The organism is Microbacterium sp. UCD-TDU (genome assembly GCF_000340625.1).
Classification (GTDB): Bacteria; Actinomycetota; Actinomycetes; order Actinomycetales; family Microbacteriaceae; genus Microbacterium; species Microbacterium maritypicum.
Genome location: NZ_KB454447.1, coordinates 962,747 through 983,939, shown reverse-complemented (window position 1 = coordinate 983,939; position 21,193 = coordinate 962,747). Strand labels below are relative to the sequence as shown.

Below are 21,193 nucleotides of genomic sequence, written 5' to 3'. Positions count from 1 at the left end.
CGAGGAGACTCAGCGCAGGCGCGCGCGTTCGTACTGCGGCGGCCAGGCGATGTCGGCGTCGAGCTCATGGGCGGCGCGAAGAGCGAAGTGCGGGTCGCGCAGCCACTCCCGGCCGGCGAAGATCGCATCGGCCGCGCCATCGGCGAGCACCCGCTCGGCCTGGGCGGCCGCTGTGATGAGACCGACGGCCGACACGGGGATCCGACCGCCTTGACGCACGGTCTCGGCGAGAGGCACCTGGTACCCGGGGAAGACGCTGATCCGCTGGTGCGCGACGAGGCCGCCGCTGGAGACGTCGATGAGGTCGGCGCTGTGCTGCACCGCCCAGTCGCCGACGATCGCCGCCTCCTCGGGCGTGAAGCCTCCATCGGCGTGGTCCGTGGCGGAGATGCGGACGAACAGCGGGAGGTCGTCACCCGCCGCCTCACGGACGGCGTCGATCACGCGCAGCAGCAGCCGGGCGCGGTTCTCGAGCGATCCGCCGTACTCGTCGTCGCGCAGATTCGACAGCGGGGACAAGAACTGGTGCAGGAGGTAGCCGTGCGCGCCATGGATCTCCAGCACGTCGAACCCGGCATCGACCGCACGTCGCGCTGCGGCGGCGAACGCCTCGACCACGCGGTCGATGCCTGCCAGGTCGAGGGCGACCGGCGCATCGAAGCCGTCGAAGGCGATGGCCGAGGGCGCGGCTGTCGTCCACCCTCCCTCTGCCGTCGGCACCGACCCGCGCTCGGGAGCCCAGGGCCACCACGTCGACGCCTTGCGGCCGGCGTGGGCGAGCTGGATCCCCACATGCGCTCCGCGATCGTGGATCGCCCGGACGATGGGGGCCAGGGCGTCGCGCTGCGCGTCCTTCCACAGGCCCACATCACGCGGCGAGATCCGGCCTTCGGGAACGACCGCCGTCGCCTCGGCGACGATGAGCCCGGCGCCGCCGGATGCGAACTGGGCGAGGTGGGTGTGGTGCCACTCCTGCACCACGCCGTCCGCAGCGCTGTACATGCACATTGGCGATACCCAGAGACGGTTGCGGAAGGTGACGGAACGGATCCGCAGCGGGGAGAAGAGAACACTCACGCTTCGACGCTACCGCTCTGCGGGTGCGGGACGGGCCGTCGCACTAACGTGGAGTCATGGTCGAAGTGCGCGAGTGGACACGCGGCGACACGGCGCGGTTGTTCCGTGTGCCCACCGCGGACGACGACAAGTATGCCCGTGGTGTGGTGGCTCTTCGCACCGGATCACCCGCCTATCCCGGAGCCGCGGTCCTCGGCGTCGAGGCGGCATGGCGCGCAGGAGCCGGTTTCGTCCGCTACATCGGGGCGGAGCGGGTTGCCGATGCCGTGCTCGCCCGGCGTCCGGAGACCGTCACCGGCGCGGATACGGGTCGCGCCCGGGTCGACGCCTGGGTGATCGGCTCGGGGACCGACCCGACGCACCGCAGCGCCGCGGAGACCACCGCGCTGCGCGACATCCTCACCGGCCCCGCGGCCGTCGTCATCGACGCCGGAGCGCTCGATCTCGCCGAGGGGACGACGGCACCGTTCCTCGTGACGCCTCACGCGCGTGAGTTCGCACGGCTGCAGGAGCGCCTCGGCGTCTCCTCGACCGAGGAGGATCGTGCACAGGCCGCCCAGCACATCGCGGACAGGCTCGGCGGCACCGTGTTGCTCAAAGGATCCCGCACGCTGATCGCGTCCCCCCTCGGAGACGTCATCGCCGTGGATGCGGGGACCGGATGGCTGGCGACCGCAGGGACGGGCGACGTGCTCGCCGGAGTACTGGGTGCGGTACTCGCGGCGAACCCCGGACGACCGATCGCCGAAGTCGCCGCGGCGGGAGCGTGGGTGCACGGCCATGCCGGGCGGATCGCCGCCGGGACCCGCGACGGCGGCACGGGGCATCCGATCGTCGCGATGGATGTCGCGGCAGCACTGCCGCACGCGATTGCGGACGTCCTCGCGTGAATCGCACGTCGACGAGCAGGGTGGTCGCGCTGTGGTGCGTCTTCTTCCTCGTGCACCTGCTCACGGCCTGGCTCGGCTGGGTGTATCCCAGCCAGCCGATGGGCGATGTCGTGCTCGTATACGAGCCCTGGGCGACCTCGGCGCTCGGCGGAGGAGGCATCGTCGGCATCGACGAGACCTGGGTCTACCCCCAGCTCGCCCTCGTGCCGATGCTCATCGCCGCCGCTCTCTCCGCCCCGCTCGTGCCTCTGCTCGGCGTGTCCAGCGCGTACCTGGTGGGGTGGGCGGCCCTGGTCGTCATCCTCGACGTGATCGCCTTCGGTGTGCTCATCGGGCGCTCTCCCGCGCGCGCTCGACGCATCGCCGCCTGGTTCTGGTGCGCGGCCGTGCTTCTGCTCGGGCCGATCGCGCTCTATCGGATCGATGCGATCACCGTCCCGATCGCCGTGATCGGCGGACTCTGGCTGGTGTCGCGGCCGGCGGTCGGCGCCGCGCTTCTCACGATCGGCGCCTGGATCAAGATCTGGCCCGGTGCGCTCGTCCTCGCGGCCGTCGTCGCGCTCCGGGCACGGATGCGGGTGCTGTTCGCCGCAGCGGTGGTCACCGCCGGGGTCGTCGCGACGCTGCTGCTGCTCGGAGCGGACACCGAGATCTTCGGGTTCCTGACGGAGCAGACCGGACGAGGGCTGCAGATCGAAGCCGTGGCCGCCACGCCCTTCCTGTGGCTCGCGGTCGCCGGGGCCGCCCGTATCGAGTACAGCTTCGAGATTCTGACCTTCCAGATCGCCGCACCCGGTGTCGATGCCGTCGCCGCCGCGCTCACACCGCTCATGGCTGTCTCCGTGCTGGCGGTCACCGCGGTGGGCGCGCTCAAGGCGGTGCGCGGTGCGACGTTCCCGCGGCTGTTCCCTCCGCTCGCTCTCACGTTGGTGACGCTGCTGATCGTCACCAACAAGGTCGGCTCACCGCAGTTCCAGACCTGGTTGATCGCCCCGGTCATCCTGTGGCTCGTGCTCGATCGGGTGAGGGCGCGCACACCGGCCGTCGTCGTCCTCGCCCTCTGTCTGCTCACCTGCCTCGTCTATCCGCTCGGCTACGACGCGCTGCTGCGGGCCGATGCCCTCTCCGTGGCCGTGCTCACCGTGCGCAACGTGCTTCTCGTCGTCCTGCTCGTCCTGGGCATCCGCGCTCTCATGCGGGTGCCCGTCCGTCATCCCCGCCCCCAGGAGTGAACCCATGCTGATCGCCTTCTCCGTCGCCCCCAGCGGCACCCCCGCCGATGGTGCAGAGCGCACCGACGCCTCCGTGCGCGACGCGGTGGCCGCAGCCGTGCGCGTCGTGCGCGAATCGGGGCTGCCGCACCGCACCACGAGCATGTTCACCGAGATCGAGGGCCCGGACTGGGACACGGTCATGGACGTCGTCAAGCGCGCGACCGAAGCGGTCATGCCCTTCGGGTCGCGGGTCTCGCTCGTGCTCAAGGCCGACATCCGCCCGGGGTACTCAGGAGAGCTCGACGCGAAGATCGAACGTCTGGAGAGCGCGATCGAGGAGGCAGTCGTCGAGGAGTCCGGTGACTGATCCCGTTCCGCTCTCGTCGATCGTTCTCCGACCGGCGCTCGCCGAGGATGCGGAGTGGATCGCCGAGCTGCGGGCCGACGTGCTCCGCGCCGACCTGGAGCGGCTGGGGCGCTATGACCAGAAGCGCGTCCGGCAGCGGTTCCGCGATGCGTTCGAGCCGGCGTACACGCGGATCATCGTCGTGGACGCCGCGGACGTCGGTTCTGTCGCTCTCCGCCCCGACGGAGACGCCTCCTGGCTGGAGCACCTCTACATCGACGCCTCGCACCAGGGGAGGGGCGTCGGCAGCCGGGTCCTGGAGATGATCCTCGATGACGACGGGCTGTACCGGCTCAACGTGCTCCAGGGCAGTCCAGCGCGCAGCCTCTACGAGCGTCACGGGTTCGTCGTCGACTCTCAGGACGACGTGGACGTGTTCATGACGCGGGAGCGGACGGGCCGGGCGGTCGCGCACCCGCGACGGCCGCTAAGCTGATCCGGTGAATCCCTCGACGCCATCGAGGGGTGCGGCGAAGTGGGCGCTCCTCTCTCTCGCCATCGGCAGCTTCGGCATCGGCATGACCGAGTTCGTGGTCATGGGTCTGCTGCCCAACATCGCCGCCGACCTGCTGCCTTCGCTCTGGGCGACCAGTCAGGAAGACGCTCTGAGCCAGGCCGGCTGGCTGATCTCGCTGTACGCGCTCGGCGTGGTTGTCGGTGCACCGACCATCGCCGGCTTCGTCGCCCGCTATCCGCGGCATCGTGTGATGATCGTGCTGGCCCTCGCCCTGACGGTGTTCAACGCGCTCACGGTCGTGCTGCCCACGTTCGAGCTCGTCGCCGCGTCCCGCTTCCTCGCGGGGCTTCCGCACGGCGCCTACTTCGGCATCGGAGCGCTCGTCGCCGCGGACGTGATGGGACCGGGCAACCGTGCCAAGGGCGTGGCCTTCATCCTCACCGGGCTCACGGTCGCCAACGTCATCGGCGTGCCGTTGGGAACGTTCCTCGGGCAGCAGTGGGGCTGGCGCTCCGCCTTCGCGGTCGTGGCGCTCGTGTTCGCTCTCGCGACGCTGTGCATAGCCGTCTTCGTCCCGGAGCATCCCGGGGACCCCGGCCGCACGATGCGCCAGGAGCTGCGGGTGTTCCGCATCCCGCAGGTGTGGTTCACGCTCGGTGTCGGCGCCATCGGCTTCGGCGGATTCTTCGCCGTCTACAGCTACATCGCCCCGCTGGTGACGGAGGTCTCCGGTTCGCCCGAATGGGTGGTGCCGATCGTCCTCGTGCTGATGGGACTCGGGATGACGGCGGGGAACCTGGTCGGCGGTCACCTCGCCGACATCGATCTGCGCCGCACGCTGCTGTTCGGCCTCGCCGCGATGGCCGTCGTCTTCGCGCTGCTGGCCTTCCTCTCGTTCTGGATCGTCAGCCTGGCTGCGGTGGTGCTCGTGGTCGGTTTCGTGTCGTCGGTGCTGAGCCCGACGATCCAGACGCGGCTCATGGATGTGGCGGGCGACAACCAGTCGATCGCGGCGGCCATGAACCACTCGGCGCTCAACATCGGCAACAGCCTGGGCGCGTTCCTCGGCGGCGTCGTGATCGCCGCGGGCTGGGGCTTCACCGCACCGGCGTGGACGGGCGCAGCGCTCGCCGGGGCCGGCCTGCTGATCGCGCTGCTGTCGTATCGCGTCGAAGGGCATCGCGCTGCGGCGACGCAGCTGGTCGCGTCGTAGAGTGACGGGGTGAGCGCCCCCGAGTCGTCCCTGCCCGTCGCCGGCACCGTCGTGGTGCTGCGCGCAGCGGACCCGGGGTTCGAACTGCTGCTGATGCGGCGCCCGGATCGCGGGTCTTTCGCGGGAGCCTGGGTCTTCCCCGGGGGCAAGGTCGAGCCCGGCGACGTGCGCGACGGCGACGAGGAGGTCGAGGACGCCCGCCGCGCCGCGATCAGGGAGACCCGCGAGGAGGTGGGGCTCGCAGTGGCTGATCTCGTGCCGCTGTCGCAGTGGCAGCCGCCGCTCGAGGCCCCCACCCGCATCCGAACATGGTTCTTCCTGGCGGAGGCGCCGGATGAGGAGCCCTCGCCCTCTGCGGACGAGGTCGCGGAGATCGCCTGGGTGCGGCCGGCGGAGGCGCTCGCCAGACACGCGGCAGGGGAGTGGACGCTGTATCCCCCGACGTGGATCACCCTCCACCAGCTCTCGGTGTTCGACGATGTCGCCGCTGCCGTGGCCGCGAACGGCGTCGCGCAGCTGTTCCGGACCAGGGTCCTCGATTCCGATGCCGGCCGCGCCTTCGCCTGGGATCAGGGACGCCTGGAAGCCGGTGCCCTGCCGTGGCGGTACATCGAGACCTGAGCGGGCGGGATCAGCTGTCCAGCAGACGGCGCAGGTTCGTGCCGACGGCCTCGGTCTCGATGAGGAACCCGTCGTGCCCGAAGTCGCTGGTGATGACCACCGCCTCGTCGTCGATGACGTTCGGGATGCTGCGCGCGATGCGCTGCTGCCCGTCGACGGGGAAGAGGCGGTCGCTGTCGATGCCGAGCACCAGCGTGGTCGCGGTGACGGCACGCAGCGCCTCCTCGACACCACCGCGCCCGCGGCCGACATCGTGCGAGTTCATGGCCTCGACGAGCGTGATGTAGCTGTTCGCGTCGAAACGGCGGGTGAACTTGTTGCCGTGGAAGTCGAGGTACGACTCCACCGCGAAGCGACCGCCGTGGCCGAGGGGCGAGACATCCGATTGCCAGGATCGCTGGAAGCGCTGGTTGAGCTCGATCGGGCTGCGGTAGTTCAGCAGTGCCATGCGCCGTGCCAAGGCGAGGCCGCGGTGCGGACCCTCGCCGTCACCGAGGTCGTAGTACTCACCACCCTGGAATCGCGGATCCATCCGGATGGTCTCCAGCTGCACCGTGTTGAGCGCGATCTGGTCGGCAGTCGTCACCGGTGGCGACGAGAGCACAGCGAGTCGCCGCACGCGCTCGGGATGCGTGGCCGCCCATTCCAGCGCGTGCATGCCTCCCATGGAGCCGCCGATCACGGCTGCCCAGCTCTCGATGCCCAGAGCATCTGCGAGGCGCACCTGCGCGGCGACCTGGTCGCGGATGGTCAGGTACGGGAAGCGTGAGGCCCACTCGTAGCCGTCGGGGGCGACGCTCGCAGGCCCCGTCGAGCCCTGGCAGCCTCCCAGCATGTTCGGGGCGATCACGAACCAGCGGTCGGTGTCGAGCGGAGCACCGGGACCGGTGATGTCCTCCCACCAGCCGCCGGTGGGATGACCGGCGCCTGCAGGGCCGCGCACATGGCTGTCTCCGGTGAGTGCATGCAGCACCAGGACGGCGTTGTCGCGGGCGGTGTTCAACTCGCCCCAGGACTCGTAGGCGATGCGGATGGCGGGCAGCTGCGCACCGCTCTCGGTGGAGAAGGGCCCGGAGGCGGCGAAGCGTCGTCCTCCCACGGGGTCTCCGTCCCGCCATGCGCCGGTCGCCGGCGGGCGGGCACGGAGCAGCCGGACGTCGGCCTCCGTCACGGGTGCCGACGGCACCGTGTCCTCGGAGGTCGTCTGCCAGTCCATGTCCCCATTCTCGCCTGGTGCGGAGCCTGTCGGTGGCAGGTTACGATCCGACCGTCGTGCCGCGTCGTTGAGACTGCCGATCGAGACGTGGGGCCCAGCGCACTCGGGCTCAGCCGACTCGGAATCAGCGCACTCGGGTCACGGTGGCCAGGTGATCGCTGTTGCCCGCCCGCACCGTGGTCGAGGTGACGACGTCGAGACCGCGCACGAACACCTGGTCGATGCGCACGAGGGGGAAGGCGACGGGCCACGTGAACCCGAGCGTCCCGTCGGTCGGACGCACCCCGTCGGCCTCCGCCCGCAGAGCGGACAGGCTCGGATCCGTCGACGGCGCATTGAAGTCGCCGACGACGAGGAGCGATTCTGCAGGATCGACGGCGACCTGTTCCGCGATTCCGCTCAGCATCGTGTCGCGGTCCTGCTGGTGTCCCGGCCGCACCGATGCGGCGTGCAGCACGTACACGGCGACCGGAGCCGACGGGGCCTGCACCTCGACGCGGAGCGCCCGCTTCCAGCTGAGCCCCAGCGTGAGCGGCTCGGCGTTCGCGAGCGGATACCGACTCCAGACGCCGACGGTTCCCACCGTGTACGAGTGCGGGTAGTCGGCGGCGAGGGCGTTCTGAGCGACCGAGAGGCTGTCTCCGTCGAGCTCGACGAGCGCGATCACGTCGGCACCGCTCTGCGCGAGCTCGGTCGCGGACGCGGCGGCTCCACCGGATCGTGCGCGCACGTTCTGGCTCACGACCGTCAACGCGGATGCGGATGCCGACTCCGCGCTCGTCTGACCGGGGAGTCCGGGAAACGCCGGTGCCATCGCCAGCACCCACAGCAGGGCGGGAACCAGGACGAGCACGATCACCCTGCGCGCGCGGAGAAGCGCAGCGACCACCAGTGCGAGAAGCACGAGCCCGAGCCAGGGGAGCACGGCGGAGACCGCGGTGCCGACGACACCCGGGATCCAGCCGCAGGCCACGACCAGCAGCAGCGCGGCGCTGGCGACGGCGATCCACCGCGCGGCGGCGGTGGCGGATCGCCGGATGCGCGGCGGTCGGTGTTCGACGTCGATCATGCTCTCCTCACGGCGGTATCCCATTCTCGACGGAACCGCCTGTGGGTCAGCCGGACGAGCGAGCCGTGCACGTGAAGATGCCCCGGAGCGGTGAGCTCCGGGGCATCTTCACAGTGCGAGCGGGTCAGGCGCGCGCGGCCTCCGACACACGGCGTGCCGCGGCGAGAGCCTGGTCGAGGTCGGCCTTGAGGTCGTCGACGTTCTCGATGCCGACGGAGAGGCGGACGAGGCCCGGCGTCACACCGGCGGTCAGCTGCTGCTCGGGCGTCAGCTGCGCGTGGGTGGTGGATGCGGGGTGGATGACGAGCGAGCGCACGTCGCCGATGTTGGCGAGGTGGCTGAACAGGGACAGGCTGTTCACGAACTCGCGGCCCGCCTCGACTCCGCCCTTGAGCTCGAACGACAGCACGGCGCCGACGCCCTTGGGGGCGTACTCGTTCGCCTTGGCGTACCAGGGCGAGGAGGGCAGACCCGAGTAGTTGACGGTCGCGACGTCGTCACGGCTGTCGAGCCACTCGGCGATCTCCTGGGCGTTCTGCACGTGACGCTCGATGCGCAGCGACAGCGTCTCGACTCCCTGGATGAGGTTCCAGGCGCTCTGCGGGGCGATCGCCGAGCCGAGGTCGCGGAGCAGCTGCACGCGGGCCTTGATGATGTAGGCGAGGGCGTCGCCGACCGCGGCCGTGTAGCTGGCGCCGTGGTACGAGGGGTCCGGAACCGTGAGGCCGGGGAACTTGTCGACGTTCTTCGACCACTCGAACTTTCCGCCGTCGATGATGACGCCGCCGATGGTCGTGCCGTGACCGCCGAGGAACTTCGTCACCGAGTGCACGACGATGTCGGCGCCGAACTCGAACGGACGGATCAGGTACGGGGTGGCGATCGTGTTGTCGACGATCAGCGGGACGCCGCTCTCGTGTGCGACGTCGGCGACAGTGCGGATGTCGAGGATGTTGATCTGCGGGTTGCCGATCGTCTCCGCGAAGAACAGCTTCGTGTTCGGGCGGACCGCGCGACGCCACTCCTCGGGGTCGTCCTGGTTCTCGACGAATGTCACCTCGATGCCGAGCTTCGCGAGCGTGTACTTGAAGAGGTTGTACGTGCCGCCGTAGATCGAGCTGGAGGCGACGAAGTGGTCACCGGCCTCGGCGATGTTCAGGACCGCGAAGGTCGATGCGGCCTGGCCGCTGGCGAGGACGAGGGCTCCGGTGCCGCCTTCGAGAGCGGCGAGACGCTGCTCCAACACGTCCTGCGTCGGGTTCTGGATGCGGGTGTAGATGTTGCCGAACTCCGCGAGGGCGAACAGGTTGGCGGCGTGGTCCGCGCTGTCGAACACGTAGGAGGTGGTCTGGTAGATCGGCGTGGCACGTGCCTTGGTGACCGGGTCGGGGGCAGCGCCCGAGTGGATCTGCTTGGTCTCGAAACGCCAGGACTCGGGTGCGGACATGTGGTTCCCCCAGAAGTGGTCGGAAGGTCGGGTGGCGGATGCCGTTGCTGCGAGAGTACGGAATATCGGTGCGTGTCAACAACAGGTGGGAAATGTGACGTAACAGAGCGGAGGCCCGGAATCACGGGGCTGAGGGATCCGCGACAGCCCCGTGGGGGAGTCTGCAATCCGGGGAGAACGCCGTACGGTGGAGGCATGGTGAACAGACGTGCAGTGGTGACAGGTGCGAGTTCGGGCATCGGCGCAGCGACGGTGCGGGCGCTGCGCGCCCGGGGATGGGACGTCGTCGGCGTCGCGCGGCGCGAGGATCGACTCGCAGCGCTCGCCGCGGAGACCGGAGCCTCGGCCATCGCCTGCGACCTCACGGACGCCGCGGCCGTCGAGGCACTCGTGGGCGAGCTCGAGAGGTCGGGCCCGGTGCACGCGCTGGTGCAGGTGGCCGGAGGTGCCCGCGGCACCGACCGCATCGAGGACGCCTCGGTCGAGGATTGGCAGTGGATGTTCGACGCCAACGTCCTGGCCAGTCAGCGCCTCGTCGCCGGTCTGCTTCCGCTGCTGCGCCGCGCGGCCGCCGCCGACGGCCATGCCGACACGATCTTCGTCACCTCCACTGCCGCGCAGAACGCGTATGCCGGGGGCGCGGGCTACAACGCCGCGAAGGCCGCCGAGGGGATGCTGGTGAAGGTCCTGCGTCAGGAACTCAACGGCGAGCCGATCCGTGTGGTCGAGGTGGCACCGGGAATGGTGCACACCGAGGAGTTCACGCTCAACCGACTGGGTGGCGACTCCGTCGCGGCCGAAGCCGTGTACGCGGGCGTGGACGCCCCGCTCCTCGCCGACGACGTCGCCGATGTGATCGCCTATGCGCTGGAGTCCCCGGGCCATGTGAACCTCGATCTGATCACGATGCGCCCGGTCGCGCAGTCGGCACAGCATCTGCTCGCCCGCGGTCCGCTGCGCGTGCGGTCCATCGACTGACGATGGCGCAGACCCTGGCAGAGCTCGCCGCGGACGGGCGGATCGACGCCGGCTGGGCGGATGCACTGGCCCCGGTCCAGGACACGATCACCTCCCTCGGGGAACGCCTTCGCTCCGAGCAGGAGGCGGGCCACGGCTACCTGCCCTCCGGTGAGAACGTGCTCAGGGCCTTCCGTCGTCCTCTCTCGGACGTGCGCGTGCTGATCACCGGGCAGGATCCTTATCCCACTCCGGGGCATCCCATCGGGCTGTCGTTCGCCGTCGAGCGTGACGTGCGTCCGCTTCCGCGCAGCCTCTCGAACATCTACAAGGAGCGCGAGAGCGACCTGGGCATCCCGCCGGCACCGCACGGAGACCTCACCGCGTGGAGCGAACAGGGCGTCCTCCTGCTGAACCGCGTGCTCACGGTGCGCCCGGGCGTCGCTGCCTCGCACCGCGGCTGGGGGTGGGAGAAGGTCACCGAGCTCGCGATCCGCGCGCTCGTGGCCCGTGATCAGCCCCTCGTCGCGATCCTGTGGGGGAAGGATGCGGCCAGCCTGCAGCCCCTCCTGGGCGAAACGCCGGTGATCGCATCGGCGCATCCTTCTCCGCTCTCGGCCCGTCGCGGCTTCTTCGGTTCCCGCCCGTTCTCGCGCGCGAACGCGCTGCTCGAGGAGCAGGGAGCCGATCCGGTCGACTGGAGAGTGGAAGGCGAAGCCGGTCCGTCCCTAAGCTGAGCGCATGCAGTTCGAGCCGGGGGACCGTCGCCGCGTTCTGCCGCGCCATCTTCGGCCCGCACCTGCCCCGGAGGTCTTCTCCTACACGATCCGTGCTGTCCGGCCCGCAGATCTCCCTCACGTGCGGGAGATCTACAACCACTTCGTGAGCAACTCGGCCGTGACGCTCGACGAGCGGCGCAGCAGCATCCCCTACTGGCGGGACAAGTACGCGCTGCTGACCAGGCTGCAGCTTCCGTTCCTCGTCGCGGTGTCGCCGGGCGGTGAGGTGATGGGCTACGCGCTCGCGCAGCCCTGGGCGGGCAAGAACGCCTACAAGTACACGGTCGAGGATTCGATCTACCTCGGTCCCGGCGCCGGAGGCAAGGGCCTGGGTGCGGCCTTGCTGCAGGCGCTCATCGACGCCTGCGAGCAGATCGGGCTGCGCGAGATGGTCGCGGTCATCAGCGACCACGGCGCCGAGGCGTCGATCCGGCTGCACGAGAAGCTCGGCTTCGTCGAGGCCGGACGGATGGGGCGCGTCGGATACAAGTTCGGCCGCGATCTCGGCACCGTCTACATGCGCCGCGTGCTCAAGCCCACAGGACGGCGACGGGGGAGTCTGTTCGGCGCGCGGCGCTGACGGGCGGCGTCCGCTCGAACCGGCGTGGGATCACTGCCCGGGAGAGCCGGGGATCACGGGGATCGCCGCGAGGAGCTTCTTCGTGTAGTCCTGTTCGGGGTGCAGGAGCACATCCTTCGTGGAGCCTCGTTCGACGATCCGCCCGTCTTTCATCACGACGACCGTGTCGCACAGGTTCTGCACGACGCCGATGTCGTGCGAGACGAGCACGAGGGTCAGATCGCTCGTCCGTCGCAGCTCGATCAGCAGGTCGAGAATCTGCGCACGCACCGTCACGTCGAGCGCCGACAGCGGTTCGTCGCCCACCAGGATCCGCGGGCGATGCACGATCGCCCGCGCGAGGGCGATCCGCTGCCGCTGTCCGCCCGAGAACTCGTGCGGGTAGCGGTCGCCCATCTCCGGTTCCAGACCCACTTGCGCGAGCACCTCGCGGACCCGCGCACGGTGGTCGCCCTCGACACCGAGCGCCCAGAGCGGCTCCCGGACGATCTGACCGGCCGTCATGCGGGGATCGAGCGACGCGTAGGGGTCTTGGAACACCAGCCCGGTCTCCCGGCGCAGCCAGTGCAGAGACTTCGCCGATGCTGTGGCGTCCACCTCACGACCGTCGATGCGGACGGTGCCGGAGGTCGCTCGGTCGAGCCCCAGGAGCAGTCTCACCAGGGTGGACTTTCCCGATCCGGACTCGCCGATGATGCCGACGGATGATCCTTCGACGACATCGAGGTCGGTGGGGGCCAGGGCGGTCTGGGTCCTGGTGCGCTCGAAGGCGGAGCGCTTCGGGACGAAGAAGTCCCGTCCGAGTCCGTGGGCTTCGATCAGGTGCATCAGGCGTCCCCGTCCGGTCGCCACAGCGTCGCCGTCGCATCTCGCAGCAGTCCCTGGGTGACCGGGGACGCAGGGGTCGACAGGAGGGCCGAGACCGGAGCGGCCTCGACGACCCGCCCGTGTTCGAGCACGACGCCCTCGGTCGCGACCTGGGCGAGCACGGCGAGGTCGTGGGTGATGAAGACGAGGGACATCCCCTCGTCGGCGACGAGGGACAGCAGCAGGGCGAGGATCTCGGCCTGGATCGTGACGTCGAGCGCAGTCGTCGGCTCGTCGGCGATGAGCAGGCGTGGGCGACAGGCCAGCGCCATCGCGATCGCGACGCGTTGCCTCTGGCCGCCGGAGAGCTGATGGGGGTAGCGGTCGACGATCGACTCGGGATCGGGCAGCCGGACGCGGGCGGCCTCGACGATCGCCCGCTCCCTGGCTTCGCGGCGGCCGAGTCCCTGATGGATGCGGATCGACTCCGCGATCTGCCGACCGACCGTCCTGATGGGGTTCAGAGCGGTGCGCGGTTCCTGGAACACGATGCCGATGTCGTCGCCGCGCAGACGGGCGAGCTCGCGATCGGGCATCCCGATCAGCTCGGTGCCGTCCCAGCGGATGCTGCCGCTCGCGGTCGCTCCGTCGGGGAGCAGGCCCAGCGCCGCGAGGGCGGTGAGCGACTTGCCGGAGCCGGACTCGCCGATCAGACCGAGTCGAGCGCCGTCCGGCACGTCGAAGGAGACGCCGTCGACCACCGTTCGTCCGTCGATCTCGATCACCAGGTCGTGCACCGACAGGCTCATGCGACCACCCCCGGGGTGTGGATCTCGGCGGCGCGATGCCGCAGGGTGGGATCGGTCGCCTCGCGCAGGCCGTCGCCCAGCAGGTTGAGGGCGAGCACGGTGATCGTGATCGTGAGTCCAGGCCAGATGACCGAGAGCGGATGCACCCCGATGTACCGCTGGAGATCGGCGAGCAGCAGGCCCCAGCTCGGCTCGACCACGGAAGCGCCGAAGCCCAGGTAGGACAGTCCGGCCTCGGCGAGGACGGCGACGGCCATCGACCACGACAGCTGCACGATGAAGACCGGCGCCACGTTCGGAAGCAGGTGGCGCACGAGGCTCTGGGAGGGAGTGAGTCCTGCGGCTCGCGCGGCCAGGACGAAGTCGCTCTGCTGCACGCGGCGCAGCTCCGGCCGGGTGACCCTCGCGATGTTCACGCCGAATCCGATGCCCACCGCCCAGATCACGACCCAGAGCGAACCACCCCAGACGGAGGAGATCATCATGGCGATCAGCAGCACGGGAAAGGCGATCAGGATGTCGACGAGCACGGCGACGGTCTCTCGCAGCCAGCGCGCCGTCAGCGCTCCCAGCGCGGCGAGGGCGACGCCCACCACGGTGGCCACGATGCCGGCGCCCACGCTGACGAACACCGTCGTGCGTGCCCCCGCCATCAGCAGGCTCAGGATGTCGCGTCCGGTGTCGTCCGTGCCGAGGAGGTGCGGCCAGCTCGGCGGCAGCCAGCGGTCGCCGATGTCCGAGGCCTGCGGGTCGAACGGCGTCCACAACAGCGACACGAGAGCGGCGACGGCGATCACCGCGACGACGATGATCCCGAAGCGCCCTGTCGAGGTGGCCCAGAGTCGGGCGAGCCAGCGCGGAATCATGCGGTCTCCCGTTGCCGAGGGTCGATCGCGCGGTGCAGGAGATCGACCAGGAAGCCCACGACCAGCACGAAGCCGGTGAGCACCAGCAGTTCGCTCTGCACCTTGATGAGGTCGCGGGTGCCGACATCAGCCACGAGCATGCGTCCGATCCCCGGCAGGGTGAACAGCTGCTCGATCACCACCGATCCGACGATGATGCCGGCCACCTGCAAGCCGAGCACCGTGATGATCGAGAGGCCGACAGCGGGGATGCCGTGCTGGATGAGAGCGCGGGTGCGGGTGAGGCCCTTCGCCGCGGCGGTGCGGACGAAGTCCTGGCCGGCGGCCTGCAACGTCGCGCTGCGGACGAATCGCATGAGCATCGCCCCCTCGACGATGCCGATCGTCAAGGCGGGGAGCAGCAGGGCCTCGATCGCCTTCCCCGGGGTCGACCAGCCGGTGCGGGGGAAGCCCTGCGGAGGAAGCCACCCCAGCCAGACCGAGAACACGACGATGAGCATCATGCCGGCCCACACCACGGGTACGGCGGCCAGCGTCTGGGCACCGACGCTGAGTGCGGTGCCGCCGCGACGGTTGCGCAGGAGTGCGGCCAGGATGCCGAAGGGCACCGCGATGAGGACGGCGATCAGCAGCGACATGACCCCCAGCGGAACGGTGACCTGGGCCTTGAGGAACAGCTCTTCCCCGACGGATGCTCCCGACAGCAACGAGGTGCCGAGGTCGCCGCGGAAGATCCCCCCGATCCAGTCCGTGTACTGGGCGAGCAGAGGACGGTTCAGACCGAGGGACTCACGGAGGGCTTCGACTTCCACGGGGGAGGCCTGCGTGCCCGCGATGAGCTGCGCGACGTCTCCGGGGAACACGCGCAGAGTCAGGAAGATGAGCACGCTCGAGACGAGGAGCCCTGCGATGAGCAGGGCTCCTCGGACGAGCGCGTAGCGGATCACGAAGGGGTGACCGCTCGCTACTTCTCGGCGGAGACGGTGACGCCGGCGAGGTTGATGCGCGAGTTGATGGAGTCTTCGGGGAATCCGGTCACGATCGGGCTCACCGCCGTGATGGTCTCGCCGTTGTAGAGCCAGTCGGCGGCGTGGTCCTCCGACACGATGCGCGCGGCCTGCGCGAGCAGCTCGGCGGACTTGTCGGGGTCGACCTCGGCCAGCGCCTTCGCGTACAGGCTCTGCACTTCGGCGTTGTCGTACCCGAAGTAGTAGTCGGGGTTGGCGAAGTTGCCGAAGTCGCGGGGCTCGACATGCAGCACGAAGCTCAGGTCGTAGTCCTGGTTGGTGTAGACGTCTTCCAGCCAGGTCGGGAACTCGACCGCGTTCACCTCGAGGGTCACACCGACCTTCTTGAAGTCGGAGATCAGGACCTTGGGAACGGTGGTCCCGTAGAACGAGGGGATCGTGAGCGTCAGCTCCAGGTCCTTCTGACCGGCCTCGGCGAGCAGCGCCTTGGCCTTCTCCGGGTCATAGGAGACGACATCCGACAGATCTTCATAGCCGGGGTCGAGCTCGGGGATCGGACCGTACAGGGGAGTTCCCGCGCCGACCGCCTCGATGAGGGCGTCGTGGTCGATGGCGAGGCGCAGCGCTTCACGCACGCGAACGTCGTCGAGCGGTGTCTTCTTGTTGTTGAAGGCGAGTGTCGCCTTGTCGGTCGTGCGTCCCGTCGTGAGAGCGAAGTCGCCGGAGTCCTCGAGCTGAGGCGCAAGGTTCGGGTCGACGGCGGTGAGCACATCGACGTCGCCGGCCAGCGCCGCGTTGACGCCGGCGGTGAAGTCGGGGATGTACTGGAACTCGACCTGGGCGACCCCGGCAGGATCCCCCCAGTAGGCGTCGTTGCGCGCGAAGGTGATGGTGCTGCCCTTGTTCCAGCGCGTCAGCGTGAAGGGTCCGGTGCCGTTCTCCGCGGTCTTCAGCTCGGTCGTGTCCCCGGACTTGAAGACGAGACCTGCGGGCCCGGTGAGAGCGAACAGGAAGTTCTGGTTCGGCTCGGACAGCGTGATCTCGACCGTCGTCAGATCGGGTGCGGTGATCGCCGTGACAGCGGCGAAGTCCGCGTTGCCCTGCACGGTGGCATCGGTGCGGACGGTCTCGTAAGAGGAGACGACGTCGGCCGAGGTGAGAGGCGTTCCGTCATGGAACAGGACTCCCTCGTTCAGCGTGAACGTGTAGGTGAGGCCATCGGAGGAGACCTCGTAGTCCGAGGCGAGCCGACCTTCGATCTCGTTGTCCTGCGTGCGGGTCACGAGGCCTTCGTAGATGTTGTCGATCAGGATCTGCTCGAGGGCGGCGCCGCTGGTGTGACGGATGTCGAGGTTGGTCGGTTCGAGGACGAGACCGACGTGCAGCGTCGCGTTCGGATCGGGTGTTCCGGGCGCGCTGCTGGGCTCGGGGTCGGGAGTGCCGGAGCATGCGCTCAGGATCACAGCGGTGGCCGCGAGCGCGGATATCAGCGCGAGACGTCGGGTACGTCGGAACATGGGCGTTTCCTCTCGGTGCGGCAGCTGCTGTGTGCCGTGGGATCGAGCCTAGAGATGTGTGGCGTGGTGAGGGTCGGGTATGGAACGGAACGTCATATTCTGCGGGCGGGGGTCGCTGATTCGATGAGCCCCGCCAGAGCGACCGGAGCCGTCTCCTGCACGTTGTGGGTCGCATCGAGGACGACAAGATGGGCCGTGGGGACGCGTCGCTGAAAGTCCGCGGCATCTGCTTCGCTGACGAAACCGCGCGCCGCGCGCACCAGTGTGATCGGCGCGGTGACCGCTGCGAGGTCGTCCCAGCCCGTCTCGTGGAGCACCGACGGCGCCGTCGCCGATCCGGGATCGTGAGCCGCCAGTGCCTGGGCGGCGAGATGGGCGAAGTGGTGCTTCCACTCCACACGTCCGTCCGCGCGCACGCGCGTGTTCAGGAAGACGCCGCGTTCCGTCTCGGGACGGGTCCCGCCGAAGCCGAGCGAGATCGCCTTGTCGACGAGTTCGTCCCGTGAAGCGAAGTCGGTCGGGCCGGCGTAGAACTCGCGCAACGCCGCAGGGCCGGCTGTCACGTCGATGCCGGGCGTGATGTCGATGACGATGACTTCGGACACCAGATCGGGCCGCGAGGCGGCGAGAGCGGCGCCCGTGAGGCCTCCGAGCGATTGCCCGACCACCAGCTGGGGCTGCGTGGTCCAGGCCTCGACCGCGGCAGCGACGTCGCGCGCGAGGGTGCGCGGCGTGTAGTCGACGTCGTCTCGCCAGGAGGAGTCGCCGTGCCCGGCGAGATCGATCGCGAGGAGGGGCTGTTGCAGCGCGAGCGCTGTGGTGTCCCAGGTGTGCGCGTTCAGGCCCGCGCCGTGCAGCAGCGTCACGCGCGGGGCTTCGCTTCCGAAGCGGAGGGCACTCAGGGTGCGTCCGTCGGCGAGCGGAAGGGTGAGACGTTCCACCGGGGGAAGGGGGACGCCGAGCGCTTCGGCCTGTGCGGGAAGATAGCTGAACTCGCTGTTGTCGATCGCCACCTCCACATTCTGCTCCCTCAGTCCAAGATGCCGGAAATGCCGGATCAATATGACAAGGGAGTGCCGCCTTCAGTCTCGCAATATGTTCGACGTTGGCTCATTAGACTTGTCATGGTGCATTTCGGCGACAGATGGCTCCGATCAGGGTCCGCTGAGAGGCGCCGAATATCATGGAGTCATGAGCGAGACGCGTGTGCACCTGTCCAAGACCGAGCCGGCCGCGTACCAGGCGCTTGACGCATTCTCGAAGACCGTGGGGCAGATCTGCGCGGCCAACGGCATCGATGAGCGCCTCAAAGAGCTTGTCATGATCCACTGCTCGCAGCTCAACGGCTGCGCCTATTGTGCGCGGATCCATGTCGACAGGGCGGTGGCGGCCGGAGTCGACATCGACACCCTCACGCAGATTCCCACCTGGCGCGAGAGCGGCGTGTTCAGCGAACGCGAGCGCGCTGCGCTCGAGCTCGCCGAAGCCTTCACGTTCATCGCCGAGGACGGGATCTCCGATGAGGTGTACGACCAGGTCGGAAGCGTGTTCACCGAGAAGGAGTATGCGGCGCTCAGCTGGGCATGCGTATCCATCAATGCGTTCAACCGCATCGTGATCGCCGGACGATACCCGGTTCCCGTTCGGGCCCCGCAGGCCCAGGCATGACCATCCTCGAGATCGAAGGGGTCTTCAACGTCAGGGACGTCGGGGGCATGCCGGCGAACGGTGGGCGCATCCGCTCCGGCGCCCTGCTGCGAGCAGGACAGCTCTCCGGGGCGACGACCTCGGGTGCCGCCGCACTGCGGGCCCGTGTCCAGCACATCGTGGATCTGCGTGACGGCGAAGAGGTCGCAGCGGAGCCCTCGGAGATCGAGGGGCCGGACACCACGCACCTGCCGCTGTTCCTGGGGTCGGTGCGATCCTTCTTCGAAGCCGACACCAGCCTCGACGATCTGTATCTGCATCTGCTCGAAGAGAGCGGGGAACGGCTCGCGGACGCCATCCGCATCATCGCCGCGGGGGAGCGCACGCTGGTGCACTGCACGGTCGGCAAGGACCGCACGGGGGTCACGGTCGCCCTCGCCCTCTCCGCCGTCGGCGCCGATCGGGAGGCCGTGATCGCCGACTATGCGCTCACGGAGTCTCAGCTCCCGGCTCAGCGTTCGCAGCGGATCGCCGACTACCTTCGCACCCAGCACCCGGAAGCCGTGCACGCAGTGGCGCTCGCCACCCAGTCTCCGGCGCCCGTGATGCGACGCCTGCTGGAGCAGGTGGACGAACGGTGGGGGTCTGCCGCCGGGTACCTGCGCGCGCAGGGGATGACGGAGGCAGAGCTGGCTGCGCTCTCGGCGGCACTTGTCGAGGACGCGTCGGAGTCGTCGACCTCGCCGTTGCCCAGCTGATGCAAGGTTAGGCAAGCCTTCACTTGGTGTACGATGAAGACACCATGAACACCTCGCTCGAGACTCGCGGCACGCGCGCCGAACGTCGCGCAGCCCGTCGGCGTTCCCACCACCTGGTGACGGCCGACGAGCGCTCGCTGACCGAGCTCGAGGTGTTCCTGACGACGTTGCCGCTGTGCGCGTCCGGCCGCATCTTCATCGAGGTGCCCGAGGTCGCCGACATCGGCTTCATCGAGGCGCCTGGCCGCATGACGGTGACATGGCTGGCGCGAGAGCAGCGATCGGGCGCCCCCGGAAGCGGTCGTGCATGCGCACCGGGCCAGGCCCTGGCGCGCGCGACCTGTGCGTGGGCCGACGAGATGATGTGCGACGACGAGATCGAGACCCACGTCACCCTGCTGGGCGGCTACCTGGGCACGGCGGACATCGTCGAGCACCTGACGACCTCGTTGGAGATCTCGCCGGCGCTCATCCATGCCCCCGAGCGCTTCGGCCTGCTGCCCGTCGAATACTGACACGGCCTCTGCCGATCCGCGTTCGCGCGCAGCGATGGTCCTCCTGAGCGCGGTGCTGTGAGCAGCGGTGCGTCTCGCGGATGGCCGCGATCTATCGGCGCGTGCGTCGCACGTAGTTGCCGTCCTCCAGCCCCGCTTCGATCTCGAAGCGGTTGCGCAGCGGGTCTCGGCCGGCGAACAGGTAGAGGACGGGCATCAGGAAGCCGTAGCGGAGCCACTGCTCCTTGTGCACAGCCTCGTGCCGGAGCACCGCTTCGCTGGGACGGCTGTCACCGGTCAGGAAGCAGCCGCCGACGCACACTCCTCCTCGATTGAAGGTCCAGCTCGGCATGCCCTGGAAGATCCACAGTCCGGCACGCCGCTCGACAGGGCCGGTGCTCCACAGGGATCCCCACACCCAGCCGACGGCCGTGCCCCAGAGGTAGCCGAGCCGGCTCACCGGAGAGCGCAGCAGGAACGACGGGATGCGACGGTCGAATCGTCGTCCACGAGCGAGGATCTCATCGGCTCGCGTTCGCCAGTCGGCCCCGGCGCTCACGCCACCGCTCCGACCAGCCGCAGCAGCGCACCGAGGTCGTCGACGGCATCGGCAGGAGACCGGGGTGCGAACCCGGCGATGGTCGCACCGGCGAGCGGCACCTCGGTGCGCAGGGCGCGGATGGCGGTGCTGAGCGCTGCGGGGGAGAGCCCGAAGGGCACCGAGGAGGAGACGCCGGCGAAGTCGGAGGGGTCCAGCACATCGACGTCGATGTGCACCCACACACGTGAGGCCCCGGTCGCACGAACTGCATCGAGCAGCGCCTCCGGGCGCGCGAGGTCGTCGACCGAGAGGTTGGTGAGAGGGGCGATCTGATCGACCTCCTCGTCATCGAGATTGCGGATCCCGACCGTGACCACGCGGCTCGCAGGGATCGCGGGGGTGAGCACGAGCTGCTCCTCTCCCTCGCCGAGCAGAGCTCGCAGCGCCATGCCCGAGAACGCACCCGACGGCGAGGTCTCGGGGGTGTGCATGTCGGCGTGCGCATCGCACCACACCACAGCAAGGTCATCGGTGCCCCCGGGCAGTGCATCGAGGGCGGCGACGGTGACGCTGCAATCACCACCGATCACGACGGTGCCGGAGTCGATGTGCCCGTGGACGAGTTCTCGGGTGCGGAGCAGAGCGCTCAGACGGCGGACCCCGGTGCCCAGGGATTCGCCGGCCTCGACCGGCACATCGAGCACGGTGGTGGCAGCCCGGGGGAGATCACCGGAGATCGCCGAGGCGCCGTCTGTGAGCAGCATCGCGCGCGGTGCGGGCGAGCCCTGCCACTGCGGGATGACGAGGAATCGCACCATGGGTGCCTCCGAAGAAGAGTGGGCGGATGCCCCGGGCACGCA

24 protein-coding genes are annotated in these 21,193 nt (G+C 69.3%); 12 read left to right on the top strand and 12 right to left on the bottom strand.

Annotated elements, in window-relative coordinates:
• Positions 1 to 9 precede the first annotated feature (9 nt).
• Positions 10 to 1,077 (bottom strand): NADH:flavin oxidoreductase/NADH oxidase, encoded by a 1,068-nt coding sequence (locus D514_RS35065; RefSeq protein WP_031206299.1) that lies wholly within the window; start codon positions 1,075 to 1,077, stop codon positions 10 to 12.
• Between the two features lie 56 nt (positions 1,078 to 1,133).
• Here D514_RS35065 and D514_RS35060 point away from each other — a divergent pair, with 56 nt between their 5' ends.
• From D514_RS35060 to D514_RS35035, 6 genes are read left to right on the top strand one after another with little or no spacing between them, the layout of a single operon-like run.
• Positions 1,134 to 1,967, top strand: coding sequence for an NAD(P)H-hydrate dehydratase (locus D514_RS35060; protein WP_017831076.1), 834 nt, complete (start codon positions 1,134 to 1,136; stop codon positions 1,965 to 1,967).
• Positions 1,964 to 3,199: a hypothetical protein gene (locus D514_RS35055; protein WP_036323530.1), complete on the top strand. Its 1,236-nt coding sequence runs from the start codon at positions 1,964 to 1,966 to the stop codon at positions 3,197 to 3,199. The genes D514_RS35060 and D514_RS35055 overlap by 4 nt, the downstream gene beginning before the upstream one ends.
• A gap of 4 nt (positions 3,200 to 3,203) precedes the next feature.
• Complete coding sequence (locus tag D514_RS38775; protein ID WP_017831074.1) at positions 3,204 to 3,548, top strand: thiamine-binding protein; 345 nt, start codon at positions 3,204 to 3,206, stop codon at positions 3,546 to 3,548.
• On the top strand, positions 3,541 to 4,023 hold the full coding sequence (locus tag D514_RS38770; RefSeq protein ID WP_017831073.1) for a GNAT family N-acetyltransferase: 483 nt from the start codon (positions 3,541 to 3,543) through the stop codon (positions 4,021 to 4,023). Before D514_RS38775 ends, D514_RS38770 begins: the two co-directional genes overlap by 8 nt.
• Positions 4,024 to 4,027: 4 nt before the next feature.
• Positions 4,028 to 5,257: an MFS transporter gene (locus D514_RS35040; RefSeq protein ID WP_017831072.1), complete on the top strand. Its 1,230-nt coding sequence runs from the start codon at positions 4,028 to 4,030 to the stop codon at positions 5,255 to 5,257.
• A gap of 9 nt (positions 5,258 to 5,266) precedes the next feature.
• Positions 5,267 to 5,878, top strand: a complete 612-nt coding sequence (locus D514_RS35035; protein WP_017831071.1) for an NUDIX domain-containing protein — start codon at positions 5,267 to 5,269, stop codon at positions 5,876 to 5,878.
• 10 nt (positions 5,879 to 5,888) lie between these two features.
• On the opposite strand, the gene D514_RS35030 is transcribed toward D514_RS35035, so the two are convergent.
• The 3 genes from D514_RS35030 to D514_RS35020 all read right to left on the bottom strand — a co-directional run bounded on the left by D514_RS35030 (position 5,889) and on the right by D514_RS35020 (position 9,610).
• Positions 5,889 to 7,094, bottom strand: a complete 1,206-nt coding sequence (locus D514_RS35030) for a homoserine O-acetyltransferase (protein ID WP_017831070.1) — start codon at positions 7,092 to 7,094, stop codon at positions 5,889 to 5,891.
• A gap of 124 nt (positions 7,095 to 7,218) precedes the next feature.
• Positions 7,219 to 8,163, bottom strand: coding sequence for an endonuclease/exonuclease/phosphatase family protein (locus tag D514_RS35025; RefSeq protein ID WP_017831069.1), 945 nt, complete (start codon positions 8,161 to 8,163; stop codon positions 7,219 to 7,221).
• Between the two features lie 124 nt (positions 8,164 to 8,287).
• Entirely contained in the window at positions 8,288 to 9,610 is a 1,323-nt protein-coding gene (locus D514_RS35020; RefSeq protein ID WP_017831068.1) for a bifunctional o-acetylhomoserine/o-acetylserine sulfhydrylase, read from the bottom strand.
• A gap of 195 nt (positions 9,611 to 9,805) precedes the next feature.
• Between D514_RS35020 and D514_RS35015 the strand changes: the two genes are divergently transcribed.
• The 3 genes from D514_RS35015 to D514_RS35005 are packed head-to-tail and all read left to right on the top strand — an operon-like array spanning position 9,806 to position 11,926.
• The gene (locus D514_RS35015; protein ID WP_017831067.1) at positions 9,806 to 10,588 is read left to right on the top strand and encodes an SDR family oxidoreductase; all 783 of its coding nucleotides are present in this window, start codon (positions 9,806 to 9,808) and stop codon (positions 10,586 to 10,588) included.
• Positions 10,589 to 10,590: 2 nt separating this feature from the next.
• A complete protein-coding gene (locus tag D514_RS35010; protein WP_017831066.1) occupies positions 10,591 to 11,304 on the top strand; it encodes a uracil-DNA glycosylase in 714 nt (237 codons plus the stop codon).
• A gap of 4 nt (positions 11,305 to 11,308) precedes the next feature.
• Complete coding sequence (locus D514_RS35005) at positions 11,309 to 11,926, top strand: GNAT family N-acetyltransferase (protein ID WP_017831065.1); 618 nt, start codon at positions 11,309 to 11,311, stop codon at positions 11,924 to 11,926.
• Between the two features lie 30 nt (positions 11,927 to 11,956).
• On the opposite strand, the gene D514_RS35000 is transcribed toward D514_RS35005, so the two are convergent.
• The 6 genes from D514_RS35000 to D514_RS34975 form a co-directional block, all read right to left on the bottom strand.
• Entirely contained in the window at positions 11,957 to 12,754 is a 798-nt protein-coding gene (locus D514_RS35000) for an ABC transporter ATP-binding protein (RefSeq protein ID WP_051056629.1), read from the bottom strand.
• Positions 12,754 to 13,542 (bottom strand): ABC transporter ATP-binding protein, encoded by a 789-nt coding sequence (locus D514_RS34995; protein WP_017831063.1) that lies wholly within the window; start codon positions 13,540 to 13,542, stop codon positions 12,754 to 12,756. The genes D514_RS35000 and D514_RS34995 overlap by 1 nt, the downstream gene beginning before the upstream one ends.
• Positions 13,539 to 14,408 (bottom strand): ABC transporter permease, encoded by an 870-nt coding sequence (locus D514_RS34990; RefSeq protein ID WP_017831062.1) that lies wholly within the window; start codon positions 14,406 to 14,408, stop codon positions 13,539 to 13,541. The genes D514_RS34995 and D514_RS34990 overlap by 4 nt, the downstream gene beginning before the upstream one ends.
• The gene (locus tag D514_RS34985; RefSeq protein ID WP_017831061.1) at positions 14,405 to 15,355 is read right to left on the bottom strand and encodes an ABC transporter permease; all 951 of its coding nucleotides are present in this window, start codon (positions 15,353 to 15,355) and stop codon (positions 14,405 to 14,407) included. The genes D514_RS34990 and D514_RS34985 overlap by 4 nt, the downstream gene beginning before the upstream one ends.
• A 17-nt stretch (positions 15,356 to 15,372) precedes the next feature.
• Positions 15,373 to 16,893 carry an ABC transporter substrate-binding protein gene (locus tag D514_RS34980; protein ID WP_017831060.1) on the bottom strand — a complete coding sequence of 507 codons (1,521 nt, stop codon included), beginning with the start codon at positions 16,891 to 16,893 and terminating at the stop codon, positions 15,373 to 15,375.
• Positions 16,894 to 16,985: 92 nt separating this feature from the next.
• Positions 16,986 to 17,912 (bottom strand): alpha/beta fold hydrolase, encoded by a 927-nt coding sequence (locus tag D514_RS34975; RefSeq protein ID WP_017831059.1) that lies wholly within the window; start codon positions 17,910 to 17,912, stop codon positions 16,986 to 16,988.
• Positions 17,913 to 18,084: 172 nt separating this feature from the next.
• Here D514_RS34975 and D514_RS34970 point away from each other — a divergent pair, with 172 nt between their 5' ends.
• From D514_RS34970 to D514_RS34960, 3 genes are read left to right on the top strand one after another with little or no spacing between them, the layout of a single operon-like run.
• Positions 18,085 to 18,561, top strand: a complete 477-nt coding sequence (locus D514_RS34970; protein ID WP_017831058.1) for a carboxymuconolactone decarboxylase family protein — start codon at positions 18,085 to 18,087, stop codon at positions 18,559 to 18,561.
• Positions 18,558 to 19,298 (top strand): tyrosine-protein phosphatase, encoded by a 741-nt coding sequence (locus tag D514_RS34965; RefSeq protein ID WP_017831057.1) that lies wholly within the window; start codon positions 18,558 to 18,560, stop codon positions 19,296 to 19,298. Before D514_RS34970 ends, D514_RS34965 begins: the two co-directional genes overlap by 4 nt.
• A 44-nt stretch (positions 19,299 to 19,342) precedes the next feature.
• Positions 19,343 to 19,813: an SIP domain-containing protein gene (locus D514_RS34960; RefSeq protein WP_017831056.1), complete on the top strand. Its 471-nt coding sequence runs from the start codon at positions 19,343 to 19,345 to the stop codon at positions 19,811 to 19,813.
• Between the two features lie 91 nt (positions 19,814 to 19,904).
• On the opposite strand, the gene D514_RS34955 is transcribed toward D514_RS34960, so the two are convergent.
• Complete coding sequence (locus D514_RS34955) at positions 19,905 to 20,351, bottom strand: hypothetical protein (RefSeq protein ID WP_017831055.1); 447 nt, start codon at positions 20,349 to 20,351, stop codon at positions 19,905 to 19,907.
• On the bottom strand, positions 20,348 to 21,151 hold the full coding sequence (locus D514_RS34950) for an arginase family protein (protein WP_017831054.1): 804 nt from the start codon (positions 21,149 to 21,151) through the stop codon (positions 20,348 to 20,350). Before D514_RS34950 ends, D514_RS34955 begins: the two co-directional genes overlap by 4 nt.
• Positions 21,152 to 21,193: the final 42 nt, after the last annotated feature.